The following is a 14,051-nucleotide window of genomic DNA, read 5'->3' as shown; positions in this document are numbered from 1 at the left end:
CAGGGTCATGGCTGAACGGACTCTCGATCTCGGCGGACTGCAGGCGCTGCTGGAACGCGTGCGCGGACTGAAGGTGGCCTGCGTCGGCGACCTGATGCTGGACCGTTACGTGTATGGCGAGGTCAGCCGGATTTCGCCCGAAGCTCCCATTCCGGTGTTGCGGACGCGGCGCACCACGGCGATGCCGGGCGGCGTCGGCAATGTGGCGCGCAACGTGGCGGCCCTGGGCGGCGTAGCGCGGCTGGGGGCGGTGGCGGGCCGGGATGCGGCCGGCGACGAGCTGGCGGCGCTGATCGCGGCCGAGGCCGGCATCGAGGACGCGGTGGAGCGGCGGGGCGGCGTGGCCACCATCGTCAAGACGCGCTTTGTGGCCGCCGGCCAGCAGTTGCTGCGGCTGGACGAGGAAGCCGCCTCACTGATGGGGGAGGAAAGCGGCGCATTCGCAGGCGCTTCCGTCTATCTGCTGTCGGACTACGCGAAGGGTGTGGTCAGTGATCTGGTCATCGGCCAGGCGCTGAAGGCGGCGCAGGACACCGGCGCGCCGGTCGTGGTCGATCCCAAGGGGCGGGATTTCGCCCGCTACGGCGCCGTCGAGCTGATCAAGCCGAACGCCAGCGAACTGGCCGGGGCCACGGGCCTGCCCGTGGACACCGACGCCGAGGTCGAGGCGGCGCTGAAGGCCCTGCTGCAGGCCACGACCGTCAAGGCAGTGGTGGTGACCCGCGCCGGCAAGGGCATGAGTCTGATGCGGCGGAACGGACCCGTGAAGCATTTCCCCGGCCGCGCGCGCGAGGTCTTCGATGTCTCGGGGGCCGGCGATACGGGTCTGGCGGCGCTGGGGCTGGCGCTCGGCGCGGGGGCGCCGCTGGAGACGGCGGTGGAGTTCGCCATCCTCGCCTCGGGCGTGGTGGTCGGCAAGGCGGGCACGGCCGTGGTCACGCCCGCCGAACTGATCGACGCCGAGATGAGCCAGCACGCCGCCGGGGCCCACGCCAAGGTGATGCCGCTGGAGGAGCTGGCGCATGTGGTCGAGGGCTGGAAGCGGCAGGGGCTGAAGGTCGGCTTCACCAACGGCTGTTTCGACATCCTGCACCGCGGCCACGTGGCCTATCTGGCGCAGGCGCGGTCGTGGTGCGACCGGCTGGTGGTGGCGCTGAACACGGATGACTCGGTGCGGCAGCTGAAGGGCGAGGGGCGCCCGATCAACGACCTCGACAGCCGCGCCGTGGTCATCGGCGGGCTCGCCAGCGTCGACAGGGTCACTTCGTTCGACGAGCCCACGCCGCTGGCGCTGATCGAACGACTGCGGCCGGATGTGCTGATCAAGGGGGCGGACTATACCCGCCAGGGGGTGGTCGGCGGCGACCTCGTCGAGAGCTGGGGCGGCGAGGTCAGGCTGGCCACCTTCGAGGACGGCTATTCGACCACGAAGACTATCGAGAAGATGAAGGACGACGCATGAGCCGGCGGATGATCGTGGTCACCGGCGGGGCCGGCTTCATCGGCTCGAACATCGTCGCACGCCTGTGCGCCGAGGACCGGCGCGACGTCGTCGTCTGCGACCGGCTGGAGGACGCGGCGCTGGGCAAGTGGAAGAACATCGCCAAACACCCGATCGCCGACTTCTGGCAGCCCGAGGAGCTGTTCGAACAGCTGGAGCGCCATTCCGGACGGATCGAGGCCGTGGTGCATATGGGCGCCGTCTCCTCGACCACGGAGACGGATGCGGACCTGATCATCCGCACCAACTTCACCCTGTCGCGGGACATCTGGGACTGGTGCGCGCTGAGGGACGCCCGGATGGTCTACGCCTCGTCGGCGGCCACCTACGGCGACGGCGAGCAGGGCTTCCAGGACGACGACAGTCTTGAGGGACTGGCTTCGCTTAGGCCGCTAAATGCCTATGGCTATTCGAAAATGCTGTTCGACCAGTACGCCGCGCGGCAGTCGGACCGGGGGCAGTCGCCGAGCCAGTGGGCGGGGCTGAAATTCTTCAACGTCTATGGGCCGAACGAGTACCACAAGGGCGGCATGAAGTCGGTCGTGGCGCAGATCTGGCCGAAGGTCGCCGCCGGTGAACCGGTGACCCTGTTCCGATCGCACAATCCGGCCTATCCCGACGGCGGCCAGTTGCGCGACTTCGTCTTCGTCGACGACGTGGTCGACATCGTCGACTGGCTGCTGGGAACACCTGGGGTGTCGGGGGTGTTCAACGCCGGGTCTGGCCGGGCGCGGTCCTTCCTCGACCTCGCTGAGGCGACCTTCGCCGCGGCCGGCAAGGAAGCGCGGGTCGAATACGTCGATACGCCCGAGAGCATCCGCGACAAATACCAGTATTTCACCGAGGCCCGCATGGAACGGGTCCGCGCGGCTGGCTTCGGCGGCCAGTCGACGCCGCTGGAAGAGGGCGTCCGCCGCTATGTGCAGGACTTCCTGGCCACAGCGGACCCGTATCGATGAAGGGGCCGAGGCTGACCGCCCGGCAGTGGACCGGCTGGATCGGCTTCGCGCTGGTCTTCCTGCTGACCGCAGCCGTGGCGGTGTGGCGCGGGGACATCCTGAGGGCGGGGCTCGACCCGCAGGCGCCCTTCCAGACCTATCAGCCGCCCCCGGCGCCCGACTACGGTCGGCCGAACGCCTGGGCGCTGCGCGACGCCCGGGCGCCCGACGCGGGACCGGCGGCGATCTTCTTCGTGCATTCGACCACCTTCGACGGGGGCCGCGACTGGAACGGGCCGATCGGCCATCCCAAGGCCGACGCCTACCTCAGACGCGTGGTGCTGCCGAACTATGCGGGGCCGTTCGCGCGGCTGGGGGCGGTCAGCGCGCCCCGATACCGGCAGGGCAGCCTCTACACACGGCTGACCCTGAGGGACGATGCCCGCGAGGCGCGGGCCTTCGCATACCAGGACGTCGTCGCCGCCTTCGAGACGTGGCTCGCCCGCCATCCAGAGGGCCCGATCGTGTTGGCCGGGGTGGAGCAGGGCGGCGAGCTGGTTGAACGCCTGTTGCGCGAGCGGGTGGCGACCGATCCGGCCCTGCGCCGGCGGTTGGTCGCGGCCTATCTCATGGACGTGGTGACCCCGGCCGCCGGTCTGTCGCCGCTGATCCCGGCCTGCGAGAGCCGCAAACAGGTCGGCTGCGTGGTAGGCTTCTCGCCGGTGGGCGAGGGCAACGACGGGGCCGCGCGACGCCGGTTGCGGCGAGCGCTGGTCTGGGACGCGCGCGGGCGGCTGGTGGAACTGGGCGAGCGGGAGGCGCTGTGCGTCAATCCGGTAACGGGGACGACGTCCACCGACGCGGTCGACGCCCGCCAGAACCGCGGCGCGACCAACGCCACCGGGCTGGAATGGGGCGCGCACCCGGCTCTTCTGGCGCGCCAGATCGCCACCCGGTGCCGCGGCGGCCTGCTGCGCCACACGGAACCGGAGTCCGAGTCGTTCCGCCAGACGGGAAGCTGGGCCGACCGGAGAAAGTCGCGCCCATACAACCTGTTCTACGGCGATATTGAAGCGGATGCCGAAGCCCGACTGGCGGCGTGGTGGGCGCAGCATACCTAGCCGGGCATGCGGTCGAAGGTCTGCAAGGCAGGGTCCAGCCTGTCCCAGGAGTGGCGGCGAACGCTGTAGGTGACCGCCTGCGGGTTGAACCGGCCGGGGTCGTCGAGGCTGGCGGCGGGGACCGCGATCATGTCCGGCATGAAGGAGAAGGTCAGATGCACCGGCGTGCCGCAGGTCGGGCAGAAGCCGTGGGCCTTCTCGTTGCCGTTGTCGGCCATCACGCGCCAGACGCTGGCCTCGCCGGCGATCGCCATCTCGGCGCGGCGGGGGAAGGTCAGCCACGACCCGTGCCCCGCGCCGCTCCGCTTCTGACAATCGCGGCACTGGCAGTGGTTCTGGAAGACGGGCTCGGCCGGCGTTTCGTAACGGACCGCGCCACATGCGCATCCGCCGGTCCAGGAGCGGCTCACGATCAGGCCGCCTTCGGCTTGGCGAAGACGTCGAGGCCGCGGCCGGTCTCGAGGAAGGATTTCAGGCTGGAGAGGACGACCGGCCAGCCCTTCTGGACACCGTTGGCCATGCCGCTGCCAGCCTGGAGATCGTCATGGCTGACCGACAGCCGGACCATGTCCTCATAGGGCTCGATATCGAAGGTCACGCGGCTGAAGGCGTCCGGATCGTCGGCCTGGGAGGCGTTGGCCCAGGTGATGACGAGGCGGGTCGGCGGCGAGTGCTCGACGACCTCGCCGACGAGTTCGACGGTCCGTTCGTCGTTGGCCCGGACGTGCTCCCACTTCGATCCGGGGGTCCAGTCGGAGACGTTCTCGTGACCCCAGTAGCGACGGGCGAGTTCGGGCCTGGTGATGGCGTCGAACACCTTTTCCGGGGTCGAGGCGATGTAGGTCACATAGACGAAGCTGACGGTTTCGCGGGTCATTTCGGCTCTCCTTCGAGGTCCTGTTTGAGGTCGTGCAGCAGGCTGAGCCGCTGCGTTTCGAACTTCCGAACCCAGCGCTCGTAGACTTCGTGGATCGGGACGGGGTTGATGAAATGCAGCTTCTCGCGGCCACGCCTGTGCGTGCTCACCAGATTGGCCGCCTCGAGGATTTCGAGGTGCTGGGTGGCCGATTGCCGGGCCATGTCGAGGTTTTCGCAGAGCTGGCCGAGGGTCTGCCCGTTCTTCTCGTAGAGAAGGTCGAGCAGCTTTCTGCGGGTCGGGTCGGCCAGCGCCTTGAAGACCTTGTCGTCGTGCATGGGACTCACTCGGTGTGAGAAGATGATATGCAGGTATTTGCCTGCCTGTCAAACCACAAAGGGGACCATCCTGGCAAGGGGAAGGGACCTAGTCGATTCCGGGGCGGTCGTTGCGCCAGTCGAACAGGGCCTCGAGCACCCTGGCGGCCTCGCCGCGGGGCGAGGTCAGATCGGGATCGCGGCCCAACACCAGACGGGCGTCGTCGGCCGCCGCCAGCAACAGTTCGCGGTGCCGGATCGGGTCGGCGAAGCGGTAGGCGGGAAAGCCGCTCTGCTTCAGGCCCAGCGGATCGCCGCCGCCGCGCAGGCGGAAATCCTCCTCGGCGATCTCGAAGCCGTCCTCGGTGCGGCGCAGGGTCTCGAGCCGGACACGGGCGGTTTCGCCCAAGGACGTTCCCGGCCCATCCTCGCCGCCACCGTAGAGCAGCAGGCAGGTGCTGGCGGCCATGCCGCGCCCGACCCGGCCGCGCAGCTGGTGCAGTTGGGCGAGACCGAAACGGTCGGCGTGCTCGATGACCATGATGGAGGCGTTGGGCACGTCGACGCCGACCTCGACCACGGTCGTGGCGACCAGCAGGGGCGTCCGGCCGTCGGCGAAGTCGGCCATCACGGCCTCGCGGTCGGCGCCGGGCATCTGGCCGTGGGCGAGGCCGACCTCGACGCCCATGATGCGGCGCAGATCGGCGGCGCGGGCCTCCGCGGCGGCGAGGTCGGAGGCTTCGCTCTCGGCCACCAGCGGGCAGATCCAGTAGGCCTGCGCCCCGCTGTCGAGGGCGGCCTTGAGCCGTTTGGCGACCTCGCCGATGCGGGCCTGCGGCACGACGGCCGTGGTGACGGGCGTGCGGCCCGGCGGCTTCTCGGTCAGGCGGGAGACCTCGAGCTCGCCGTACTGGGTCAGCTCCAGCGTGCGGGGGATCGGCGTGGCCGACATGGTCAGAAGGTGGACGCCGCCGGTGCGCGGGTCGCCCTTGGCCTGCAGTCGCTGACGTTCGTTGACGCCGAAACGGTGCTGTTCGTCGATCACCGCCAGCGCCAGCCGGTCGAAACGGACGGCGTCCTGGAACAGGGCGTGGGTGCCGATGGCGACCTTCGCCTCGCCGGACGCCAGCACCGCCAGTCGGGCGCGGCGCTCGGCGGGCGTGTCGCGGCCGGTGAGCAGGATGGTGGGCACGCCGGAGGCCTCCAGCATCGGCGCGAGGCGCTGCCAGTGCTGGCGGGCGAGGATTTCGGTGGGGGCCATCAGGGCGGACTGGAAGCCCGAGGCGGCGGTGTCGGCGAGCGCCAGCGCCGCGACGGCCGTCTTGCCGGAGCCGACGTCGCCCTGAAGCAGGCGGCCCATCTGCTCGCCCGAAGCCAGATCGCGGCGGATTTCGGCGATGGCCTCGGTCTGGGCGCCGGTCAGGTTGAAGGGCAGGGCCGCAAGCACCCGTTCCGACGGCTCCCCGGGGGTGATGATGGGCGCCGGGGTGATCTGGCGGGCGCGACGGCGGCGGGCGAGGGCGAGCTGGTGGGCCAGCAGTTCGTCATAGGCCAGCCGTTGGCGGGCAGGCGCGTCGGGCAGGAGATCGGGCTCGGCGGTCGGCGCGTGCAGGGCCTGCAGCGCCGCGCGCCAGCCGGGCCAGCGGCGTCTGGCCAGCCAGGCGGGATCCTGCCATTCGGGCAGATCCGGCGCGTGCTCCAGGGCGCTCTGAACGAGCTTGCGGATGACGCGGGAGCTCAGCCCCTGCGTCGCGGGATAGACCGGCTCGACCGCGGCGATCTCGTCCGCCTGGGCGGGGGTGAAGACGTCCGGATGGACGATCTGCACCTCGTTGTTGAAGCGCTCGACCTTGCCCGAGACAAGGCGGCGCTGACCCTTTGGCAGCAGGCGTTCGATATGCTGGGCCGAGCCGCCGAACCAGATCAGGTGGACGAAGCCGGTGTGGTCGACAGCCCGGACCTTGATCGGCACGCCGGGCCTGCCAGGCACGAGCAGGCGGTCGACCACGACCTCGAACACACCGACCAGACCCTCGACCGCGGTGACCGCGGTCATCGGCCGGCGGACGATCAGGCCCGAGGGCGGCAGGAACAGCAGGTCGCGGACCAGCGGGCCGGCCAGCTTCTGGACGAGCGGCAGGATTTTCGGCCCCACGCCCTTGAGCGTCGAGACCTCGGCGAACAATGGAAAGAGACTCGGCGGCCGCATCGGCGACAGCATAGCTGGCGAAAGCCGGTCTGGAACGCTATCTGACCAACCTCATTGAAGTGCCCTATCGCTCACCGCGCGGCGGCTCGCTGCTTGAGGGCGCTTCTTACGATCTCCACCGGGCAAGGAAGCTTGTGGCCGATATCGACGCACGTCTGAAAGAACGCCTCGGGCGGATCGCCTTCCGGGCCTGGCGGCGAGGATTCCGCGAGGCGGACCTCGTGCTGGGGCCGTTCGTGAATCGGGTCGGGCCGACCCTGACCGGGGCTGAACTGGATTCACTGGAGGCTCTGCTGGCGCACGACGACGACCACCAACTCTATGCCTGGATCATCGGGACGGAGCCGACGCCGGCGGCGCACGACACGCCGGTGATGGCGAGGATCCGCGCCTTCATGCGCGACCACGTCGCCGCGGCCGTGGCCGGGGGGGCCGGCTGATGGACGCGCAGGTCTCGAGACGCAGTGATCAGGAGCTGGGCGGGGCGCCGGAGGGGCTGGACGCCCTGACGGTGGCCGAGCGGCTGCGCGCCGACGGCGGCGTCGGCGCCTTCGTGGCCCGCGACTACGCCCGCATGGGCGAGTTCGTGCAGGCCTTTCGGTTCTTCGCCAATGATATTGAAGTAGTGGAGTTTCCGGCGTGGGACTGCCTGCCCTACGACCGTTTGAGCCCCACGTCCTCGGTCTCGGCGGAGCGGATGGCGACGTTGACCCGCCTTGCGCAGCGGATGCCGGGCGACGACACGCCGCTGCTGGTGGTCACGACGGTCGGCGCGGCCATGCAGCGGACGCCGCCGCGCGAGGTGACCTGCGGCGCTGGCTTCGAAACCACGGTCGGGCTCGATCTCGATACGGTCGCGCTGGAGCGGTATTTCGCGGCGAACGGCTATATGCGCGCCTCGACGGTGTCGGAGCGCGGCGAGTTCGCGGTGCGCGGCGGGGTCATCGACGTCTTCCCGCCGGGCTTCGAGGAGCCGGTGCGGCTGGACATGTTCGGCTCGGAGCTGGAGTCGATCCGCACCTTCGATCCGGCGACCCAGCGGTCGACGGGGCAACTGCGCGACGTGTCGCTGGCCCCGGTGTCGGAGGCGCTGCTCGATCCCGACAGCATTTCGCGCTTCCGGACCGGCTATCTGGAGCTGTTCGGAGCGGCGGGCGACGATCCGCTGTACACGGCCATCAGCGAGGGGGCGCGGCGGCAGGGCATGGAGCACTGGCTGCCGCTGCTCTACGCGCGACTTGAAACCCTGTTCGACTATCTGCCCGACGACGCTCGGCTGTTCCTCGACAACCAGGTCGAGGCGGCGCGTGCCGAGCGCTGGACCCTGACGAAAGACGCCTACGACGCGCGGCGCGACGCGGCCATGGGCAAGGGCGGCGCGGCGTATCGGGCGCTGCCGCCTGAGCGGCTGTACCTGCCGGAGAGTGACTGGAACAGAGCGCTGGCGGGGCGCTGGGTGCGCCGGCTGTCGCCGTTCCACGGCGCGGGGGAAGACGCGGGCGGGCGGCTGGGGCGCAGTTTCGCGGCCGAGCGGGCGCAGGACAGCGTCAACCTGTTCGAGGCGGTGGCCCGACATGCAGAGGCCGTGAAGGCCGCCGGCAGGCGGGTACTGTTCGCCTCCTGGACCGAAGGCTCGTCCGAGCGGCTGGCCTCCATGCTGGCCGATCACGGACTGGAGCATGTGGTGGCCGTGCGTGACTGGGCCGATGTCCAGAAGGCGCCGAAGGACCTCTATCTGCGCGGCGTGCTGCCGGTGGAGCACGGCTTCGAGACCGACGACATCGCCGTCATCTCCGAGACCGACATCCTCGGCGACCGGCTGGCGCGACCCAGGAAGAAGCGGCGGGCGTCGAACTTCCTCGCCGAGGCCTCGGCGCTGACGACCGGCGATCTGGTAGTTCACCTCGACCACGGCATCGGCCGCTACGAGGGGCTGAAGACGCTGGAGATCCAGGAGGCGCCGCACGACTGTCTGGAGCTGCTCTACGCCGGCGAGAGCAAGCTGTACCTGCCGGTCGAGAACATCGACCTGCTGACCCGCTACGGCAGCGAGGCGGACGGGGTGCAGCTGGACCGGCTGGGCGGGGCCGGCTGGCAGGCGCGCAAGGCGAAAGCGAAAGCCCGTCTGCGCGACATGGCCGAGGGGCTGATCGACCTGGCCGCCAAGCGGTCGCTCCGGACCTCGGAAGCGATCACCCCGCCGCAGGGACTGTTCGACGAGTTCTGCGCCCGCTTCCCTTACGAGGAAACCGACGATCAGCTGGCCGCCATCGCCGACGTGCTGGAGGACCTCGGCAAGGGCACGCCGATGGACCGACTGATCTGCGGCGACGTCGGCTTCGGCAAGACCGAGGTGGCGCTGCGGGCCGCCTTCGTGGTGGCCATGGGCGGCCAGCAGGTGGCGGTCGTCTGCCCGACGACCCTGCTGGCGCGGCAGCATTTCAAGACCTTCAGCGAGCGGTTCGCCGGCTGGCCGATCAAGGTGCGGCACCTGTCGCGGATGGTGACGGCGAAGGACGCCGCCGAGACGCGGGCGGGGCTGAAGGACGGCTCGTTCGAGATCGTCGTCGGCACCCACGCCGTGCTGAGTGAACAGGTCGGCTTCAAGGACCTGGGCCTGGTGATCGTCGACGAGGAGCAGCATTTCGGCGTCAAGCACAAGGAGAAGCTCAAGTCCCTGCGCGCCGACGTCCACCTGCTGACCCTGACCGCCACGCCGATTCCGCGGACGCTGCAGATGGCGCTGTCGGGAATCCGCGAGATGTCGATCATCGCCACGCCTCCCGTGGATCGTCTGGCGGTGCGGACCTATGTCACGCCGTGGGACCCGGTGCTGGTCCGCGAGGCCCTGCTGCGCGAGAAATACCGCGGCGGCCAGGCCTACTATGTCGTGCCGCGACTCAACGACCTGCCTGACATCGAGAAATTCCTTCGCGAGCAGGTTCCCGAGATCAAGTTCGTCGTCGGCCACGGCCAGATGTCGCCGACCCAGCTGGAAGACGTGATGAGCGCCTTCTACGACGGTAGCTACGACCTGCTGCTGTCGACCACCATCGTTGAGTCGGGACTTGATGTGCCGACGGCCAACACCCTGATCGTGCACAAGGCCGACATGTTCGGCCTGGCGCAGTTGCACCAGATTCGCGGCCGGATCGGGCGGGCCAAGGCGCGCGCCTTCGCCTATCTGACGACGCCGCCCGAGAAGCCGATGAGCCTGTCGGCCGAGCGGCGGCTGCAGGTGCTGCAGTCGCTGGACAACCTCGGCGCCGGCTTCCAGCTGGCCAGCCACGACCTCGACCAGCGCGGCGGCGGCAATCTGCTGGGCGACGAGCAGTCGGGCCACATCCGCGAGGTCGGCGTCGAGCTCTATCAGCAGATGCTCGAGGACGCCGTGGCGGAGCTGCGGCAGGCGGGCGAAGGCGGCGGCGTGGTCGACCGCGGCTGGTCGCCGGCCATCAACGTGGGCGCCGCGGTGCTGATCCCCGAAGACTATGTTCCGGATCTAAATGTTCGTCTGAGCCTGTACCGTCGTCTGTCGGACGCCGAGAACAACGAAAGCCGCGAGGCGCTGGCGGCCGAACTGATCGACCGCTTCGGCCCGCTGCCGGACGAGGCGAAGCAGCTGCTGCGCATCGTCGGGGTGAAGGCCAACTGCAAGACGGCCTGTATCGAGCGCATCGACATCGGGCCCAAGGGCGCGGTGCTGACCCTGCGCAACAACGAATTCCCCAACCCCGGCGGGCTGGTCGGACTGATCCAGAAGAACCACGCCTTCTGGAAGATCCGGCCGGACCAGAAGATCGTCGTCAAGGGCGACTGGGATACGCCGGAGGACCGGCTGAAGGTGGCGGAACGGATCACGGCCGATCTGGCGCGGGTGGCCGGAGCGGCCTGAGGTGCGGATCCGCGAGGCGACGGCGGCGGACTGGCCGGCGATCTGGCCGATCGTCGAGGCGGTCGTGCGGACCGGCGACACCTACACCTATCCGCGCGATCTGGACGAGGCCGGCGGCAAGGCGCTGTGGAACCCGCCGTCGTGGGTGGTTCTGGTGGCGACCGACGAAGCCGGCGCGGTGCTGGGCACGGCCAAATACGGTCCGAACCAGATGGGCCCCGGCGGGCATGTCGCCAACGCCAGCTTCATGGTCGCCGGAGCGGCGCGGGGGCAGGGTGTCGGCCGGGCTCTGGGCGAGGCCGTGATCGAACGAGCCAGGGCGGACGGCTATCGCGCCATGCAGTTCAACGCCGTGGTCGAGGCCAACCGCGGCGCGGTCCGTCTGTGGAAGGCGCTTGGTTTCGAGATCATCGGCACGGCGCCGGAGGCGTTCGACCACCCGACCGAGGGACTGGTCGGGCTGCACATCATGTACCGGCGCCTCTGACGATCAACAGTCTCAGCAGCCCGGCTCGACCGTCTCGAAGCGCTCGTCCCACCACGCCTGCCAGCGCGCCTGAAGGTCAGCGAAGGCGGTTTCGGACAGGCCGTAGGTGGTCAGGGTCAGCATGGTGGAGCCGCGCGGCTTCGTCTCCGTCGGCGGCTGGTCCAGCACGACCAGAAGGCCGTCGCCCCAGGCGTCGACGGTGACGCCGAGCTGGTGGCGGGCGGTGAACCAGACCTGTCCGGAAGCGTCCGCGTCGGGGCCCAGCGGCATCGACCACGGCTCGCCCGCCGCCGGGGCAGCGTCGAGGCCCAGCAGCGAGCGGGCCAGCCGGTCGGCTCGCGGCGGGCCCGAGAAGAAGATCGTGCGCCGGGTCTCGCCGGGATGGCGGGCGAAGGCGTAGGCCAGCTGCCAGGTGAAGGAAATCCAGCCCTCGATCATGCCGTCGAACACGTCCGACCAGTCGTCGGCCGGGGCGGAACGGACCACGCGGACGAGGCTGGAGTCGCCCTGCGCCTCGACCTCGTAGCGGTCGTTGACGCCGACGAAGCTGACGACCCGGCGCGCCTCGTTCGCCTCGGCGTGGGTGACGAAGATGAAGTCGATCTCGTCTTTCAGGCCCTCGGTCTCCCAGCCGAACCAGTCCTTGATCTTCTGCGGGTCGCGTAGCGCCGCCCAGACGGCGTCGGCCGGGGCGGGGACGGTGACCTCGACGAGGACGTGGTCCTCCATGGGCTTGTCGGCGGCTTCGGTCATGGCGGTCAGTTCCGTGTCGGGGCCGGTCGGGCGACGGCGGGATGGGCGGCGGCGGTGAGGCGGTAGCGGCGCCCCGCGGGGGCGGCGTATTTGCGGGCGAGGGCGGCGACCGCGTCCGCCACCTCGTTGGTGAAGGCGTCGAAATCGGCCGGGGCGGCGAAGCAGACGTCGGCCTCAACCGTCAGGGTCAGCAGGCGCGCACCCTCGGCCTCGGCGGCCTGGCGCATGCGGGCGACGTCCCGGACCATGGCGGAGGCGGTGGAGATCAGGTGATCGGCGGCGTGGCGGTCCTGGGCCTCGACCGCTTCGGGGTCGGCGGGCGCCCGGAGCAGGGCCGGATCGAGGACATGGTCGCGGGCGGCGACGAACAGCCGCTCGGTGAAGCCACGCTTGCGCCGTTCGCCCGCTGGCTGGATCAAGCCGGCCCCTTCAAGGGCCCGGAGGTGATAGCCGATCCTCTGACGCGGCATGCCCAACTGTTCTGACAGGCCAGCCGCCGAGGCCGGCTCCGACAGGGCCGCCAGGATCCGGCGACGGATCGGGGCCAGCGCCAGCAGGGCGGTGTCCAGGTCGTCGAGCAGGGCTGTGGGCCGGGCCGTCATGGTCCCGAACCTGCATTAGACAAATGAAGTTGTCAAATGAGTGTCAGACGGGGGCGCGGATATCCCGGGACGCCCGCTCCAGCACCGCAGCAGGGGATTCGCCAGGCCCGACCTCGGCGACCCCGACCTCGAACTCGACCACGAAGGGCGAGCGGTCGGGGCCGGCGTCGAAGGCGGTGCAGCCGATCACCGCCGCGATCCGGTCCGCCGCGATCCGCCCGGCCGGACCGCGGGTGGCGGGCAGGGCGAGGGCGAAGACATCAGGCGACAGACGCGCCGCCGTGTCTTCCGTGCGGATCAGCCGGGACACCATGGCGCCGATCTGCGGCAGGGCGCGATCGAGCCAGCCGTCCTTGCGGGCCTCGACGACGGCGGGCGTTTCCGAAACCCGCAGGACCACCACGGACAGCGGGCGGCGGCGCTGGCGGGCGCCTTCGGCGACCCGGGCCAGGTGGCTGGCGAACAACTCGGGGGTGAACAGGCCCGTTGCGGGGTCGGTCAGGCCGGACCCGCGCGCGCCCTCCAGAGTCCGCCGGATCGCCACGTGCCGGCGATGATGGCGGGCCAGGGCGACGATCCTCTCGGCCGTCTCTTCCTCCGGCGTGTCGGCGGCGGCCACGTCGGCGAAGCCCCTATTGTAGAGTTCGGACAGGTTTATCTCGCCGGAGCCGCGCAGATAGAGCACGGCCGGGATGTGATAGAGCCGCGTGTTCCGCTTCATACCCGAGGCGATCGACAGGGCAGGAGCGTGGTCCTCGGCGCCCCATAGCACCGCGGCGTCGAACGGCCGTTCATGCAGATAGTCGAAAGCGGTGTAGGGCGTCGGGGCGGCGACAACGTCGCAGCCGCGGGCGACAAGGGCGTTGGACAGGGCGAGGAAATGCCGGTCGGGCTTGCCCGCCGCGAGCACGCGTAGGGGCGAGGCGTCGGCCTCGGGCGGCGGAAGCGGTTCGCCCCGGGCTGCGAAGGTCGCCTCGCGCAGGGTGACCTCTTCCTCGGCGATGGCGGCGCGAACGAGGTTTTCAAGCCGCAACGCCGCCTGGGCCGCGTGCGGCGGGCCCGACATGACGATGTCGGCGGTCCCCGTCGGCCAATCGGAGGCTTCCGAACCGATCGCCATGATCGGCAGGCGACGCGGCGACACGGTCTGGCGCAGGGCGGCGACGCCCTCGACGGCGTCGGGCAGGCGCGCGTCGAGGATGACGGTCTCGAGCGGCCAGTCGATGAGGACCTGCACGGCGCCGGCCAGCGACCGCGCCGTCACGGTGCGCCAGCCCAGCGCGTCCAGCCCCTGGCACAGGGACCCGATCAGGTCGTCATCCAGAGCGACGACCAGAATGCGCGGATCGGAATTCAAGGCAGCGTCTCCGGC

The 14,051-nt window shown here is 70.1% G+C and carries 13 protein-coding genes; 6 read left to right on the top strand and 7 right to left on the bottom strand.

Going from position 1 to position 14,051, the window contains the following annotated elements; genetic code table 11:
- The first annotated feature begins 7 nt into the window (after positions 1 to 7).
- Genes rfaE2 through VEC04_RS08120 form a run of 3 tightly spaced genes read left to right on the top strand, consistent with a single transcriptional unit; the run spans position 8 to position 3,560 of the window.
- Complete coding sequence (gene rfaE2, locus VEC04_RS08130; protein WP_324775658.1) at positions 8 to 1,462, top strand: D-glycero-beta-D-manno-heptose 1-phosphate adenylyltransferase; 1,455 nt, start codon at positions 8 to 10, stop codon at positions 1,460 to 1,462.
- Complete coding sequence (gene rfaD / locus VEC04_RS08125) at positions 1,459 to 2,460, top strand: ADP-glyceromanno-heptose 6-epimerase (RefSeq protein ID WP_324775656.1); 1,002 nt, start codon at positions 1,459 to 1,461, stop codon at positions 2,458 to 2,460. Before rfaE2 ends, rfaD begins: the two co-directional genes overlap by 4 nt.
- A complete protein-coding gene (locus VEC04_RS08120; protein ID WP_324775654.1) occupies positions 2,457 to 3,560 on the top strand; it encodes a DUF3089 domain-containing protein in 1,104 nt (367 codons plus the stop codon). Before rfaD ends, VEC04_RS08120 begins: the two co-directional genes overlap by 4 nt.
- Here VEC04_RS08120 and VEC04_RS08115 read toward each other — a convergent pair.
- The 4 genes from VEC04_RS08115 to recG all read right to left on the bottom strand — a co-directional run bounded on the left by VEC04_RS08115 (position 3,557) and on the right by recG (position 6,942).
- Positions 3,557 to 3,970 carry a GFA family protein gene (locus tag VEC04_RS08115; protein WP_324775652.1) on the bottom strand — a complete coding sequence of 138 codons (414 nt, stop codon included), beginning with the start codon at positions 3,968 to 3,970 and terminating at the stop codon, positions 3,557 to 3,559. The two genes, VEC04_RS08120 and VEC04_RS08115, sit on opposite strands and share 4 nt — an antisense overlap.
- Positions 3,971 to 3,972: 2 nt before the next feature.
- Complete coding sequence (locus VEC04_RS08110; protein ID WP_324775650.1) at positions 3,973 to 4,437, bottom strand: SRPBCC family protein; 465 nt, start codon at positions 4,435 to 4,437, stop codon at positions 3,973 to 3,975.
- The gene (locus tag VEC04_RS08105; RefSeq protein WP_324775648.1) at positions 4,434 to 4,754 is read right to left on the bottom strand and encodes a helix-turn-helix domain-containing protein; all 321 of its coding nucleotides are present in this window, start codon (positions 4,752 to 4,754) and stop codon (positions 4,434 to 4,436) included. The genes VEC04_RS08110 and VEC04_RS08105 overlap by 4 nt, the downstream gene beginning before the upstream one ends.
- Before the next feature lie 88 nt (positions 4,755 to 4,842).
- Positions 4,843 to 6,942, bottom strand: a complete 2,100-nt coding sequence (gene recG / locus VEC04_RS08100; protein ID WP_324775646.1) for an ATP-dependent DNA helicase RecG — start codon at positions 6,940 to 6,942, stop codon at positions 4,843 to 4,845.
- A gap of 134 nt (positions 6,943 to 7,076) precedes the next feature.
- Here recG and VEC04_RS08095 point away from each other — a divergent pair, with 134 nt between their 5' ends.
- Genes VEC04_RS08095 through VEC04_RS08085 form a run of 3 tightly spaced genes read left to right on the top strand, consistent with a single transcriptional unit; the run spans position 7,077 to position 11,324 of the window.
- On the top strand, positions 7,077 to 7,382 hold the full coding sequence (locus tag VEC04_RS08095) for a succinate dehydrogenase assembly factor 2 (RefSeq protein ID WP_324775645.1): 306 nt from the start codon (positions 7,077 to 7,079) through the stop codon (positions 7,380 to 7,382).
- Positions 7,382 to 10,837, top strand: coding sequence for a transcription-repair coupling factor (gene mfd, locus VEC04_RS08090; protein WP_324775644.1), 3,456 nt, complete (start codon positions 7,382 to 7,384; stop codon positions 10,835 to 10,837). Before VEC04_RS08095 ends, mfd begins: the two co-directional genes overlap by 1 nt.
- A gap of 1 nt (position 10,838) precedes the next feature.
- A complete protein-coding gene (locus tag VEC04_RS08085; RefSeq protein ID WP_324775642.1) occupies positions 10,839 to 11,324 on the top strand; it encodes a GNAT family N-acetyltransferase in 486 nt (161 codons plus the stop codon).
- Positions 11,325 to 11,336: 12 nt separating this feature from the next.
- Here VEC04_RS08085 and VEC04_RS08080 read toward each other — a convergent pair whose 3' ends face one another.
- From VEC04_RS08080 to VEC04_RS08070, 3 genes are read right to left on the bottom strand one after another with little or no spacing between them, the layout of a single operon-like run.
- Complete coding sequence (locus tag VEC04_RS08080) at positions 11,337 to 12,077, bottom strand: hypothetical protein (RefSeq protein WP_324775640.1); 741 nt, start codon at positions 12,075 to 12,077, stop codon at positions 11,337 to 11,339.
- A 5-nt stretch (positions 12,078 to 12,082) separates the two neighbouring features.
- Positions 12,083 to 12,679 carry a winged helix-turn-helix domain-containing protein gene (locus tag VEC04_RS08075; RefSeq protein WP_324775638.1) on the bottom strand — a complete coding sequence of 199 codons (597 nt, stop codon included), beginning with the start codon at positions 12,677 to 12,679 and terminating at the stop codon, positions 12,083 to 12,085.
- Positions 12,680 to 12,722: 43 nt separating this feature from the next.
- Entirely contained in the window at positions 12,723 to 14,036 is a 1,314-nt protein-coding gene (locus VEC04_RS08070) for a diguanylate cyclase domain-containing protein (RefSeq protein ID WP_324775636.1), read from the bottom strand.
- Positions 14,037 to 14,051: the final 15 nt, after the last annotated feature.

It is taken from the genome of Brevundimonas sp. (assembly GCF_035626535.1).
In the GTDB taxonomy this organism is placed as follows: Bacteria; Pseudomonadota; Alphaproteobacteria; order Caulobacterales; family Caulobacteraceae; genus Brevundimonas.
This window is presented reverse-complemented; position numbering and strand designations above follow the sequence as displayed.

Excerpts from the sequence above, each read along its gene's own strand:
- rfaE2 (WP_324775658.1), top strand. The coding sequence starts at position 8 with ATGGCTGAACGGACTCTCGATCTCGGCGGACTGCAGGCGCTGCTGGAA.
- rfaD (WP_324775656.1), top strand. The coding sequence starts at position 1,459 with ATGAGCCGGCGGATGATCGTGGTCACCGGCGGGGCCGGCTTCATCGGC.
- VEC04_RS08120 (WP_324775654.1), top strand. The coding sequence starts at position 2,457 with ATGAAGGGGCCGAGGCTGACCGCCCGGCAGTGGACCGGCTGGATCGGC.
- VEC04_RS08110 (WP_324775650.1), bottom strand. The coding sequence starts at position 4,437 with ATGACCCGCGAAACCGTCAGCTTCGTCTATGTGACCTACATCGCCTCG.
- VEC04_RS08105 (WP_324775648.1), bottom strand. The coding sequence starts at position 4,754 with ATGCACGACGACAAGGTCTTCAAGGCGCTGGCCGACCCGACCCGCAGA.
- recG (WP_324775646.1), bottom strand. The coding sequence starts at position 6,942 with ATGCGGCCGCCGAGTCTCTTTCCATTGTTCGCCGAGGTCTCGACGCTC.
- mfd (WP_324775644.1), top strand. The coding sequence starts at position 7,382 with ATGGACGCGCAGGTCTCGAGACGCAGTGATCAGGAGCTGGGCGGGGCG.
- VEC04_RS08080 (WP_324775640.1), bottom strand. The coding sequence starts at position 12,077 with ATGACCGAAGCCGCCGACAAGCCCATGGAGGACCACGTCCTCGTCGAG.
- VEC04_RS08075 (WP_324775638.1), bottom strand. The coding sequence starts at position 12,679 with ATGACGGCCCGGCCCACAGCCCTGCTCGACGACCTGGACACCGCCCTG.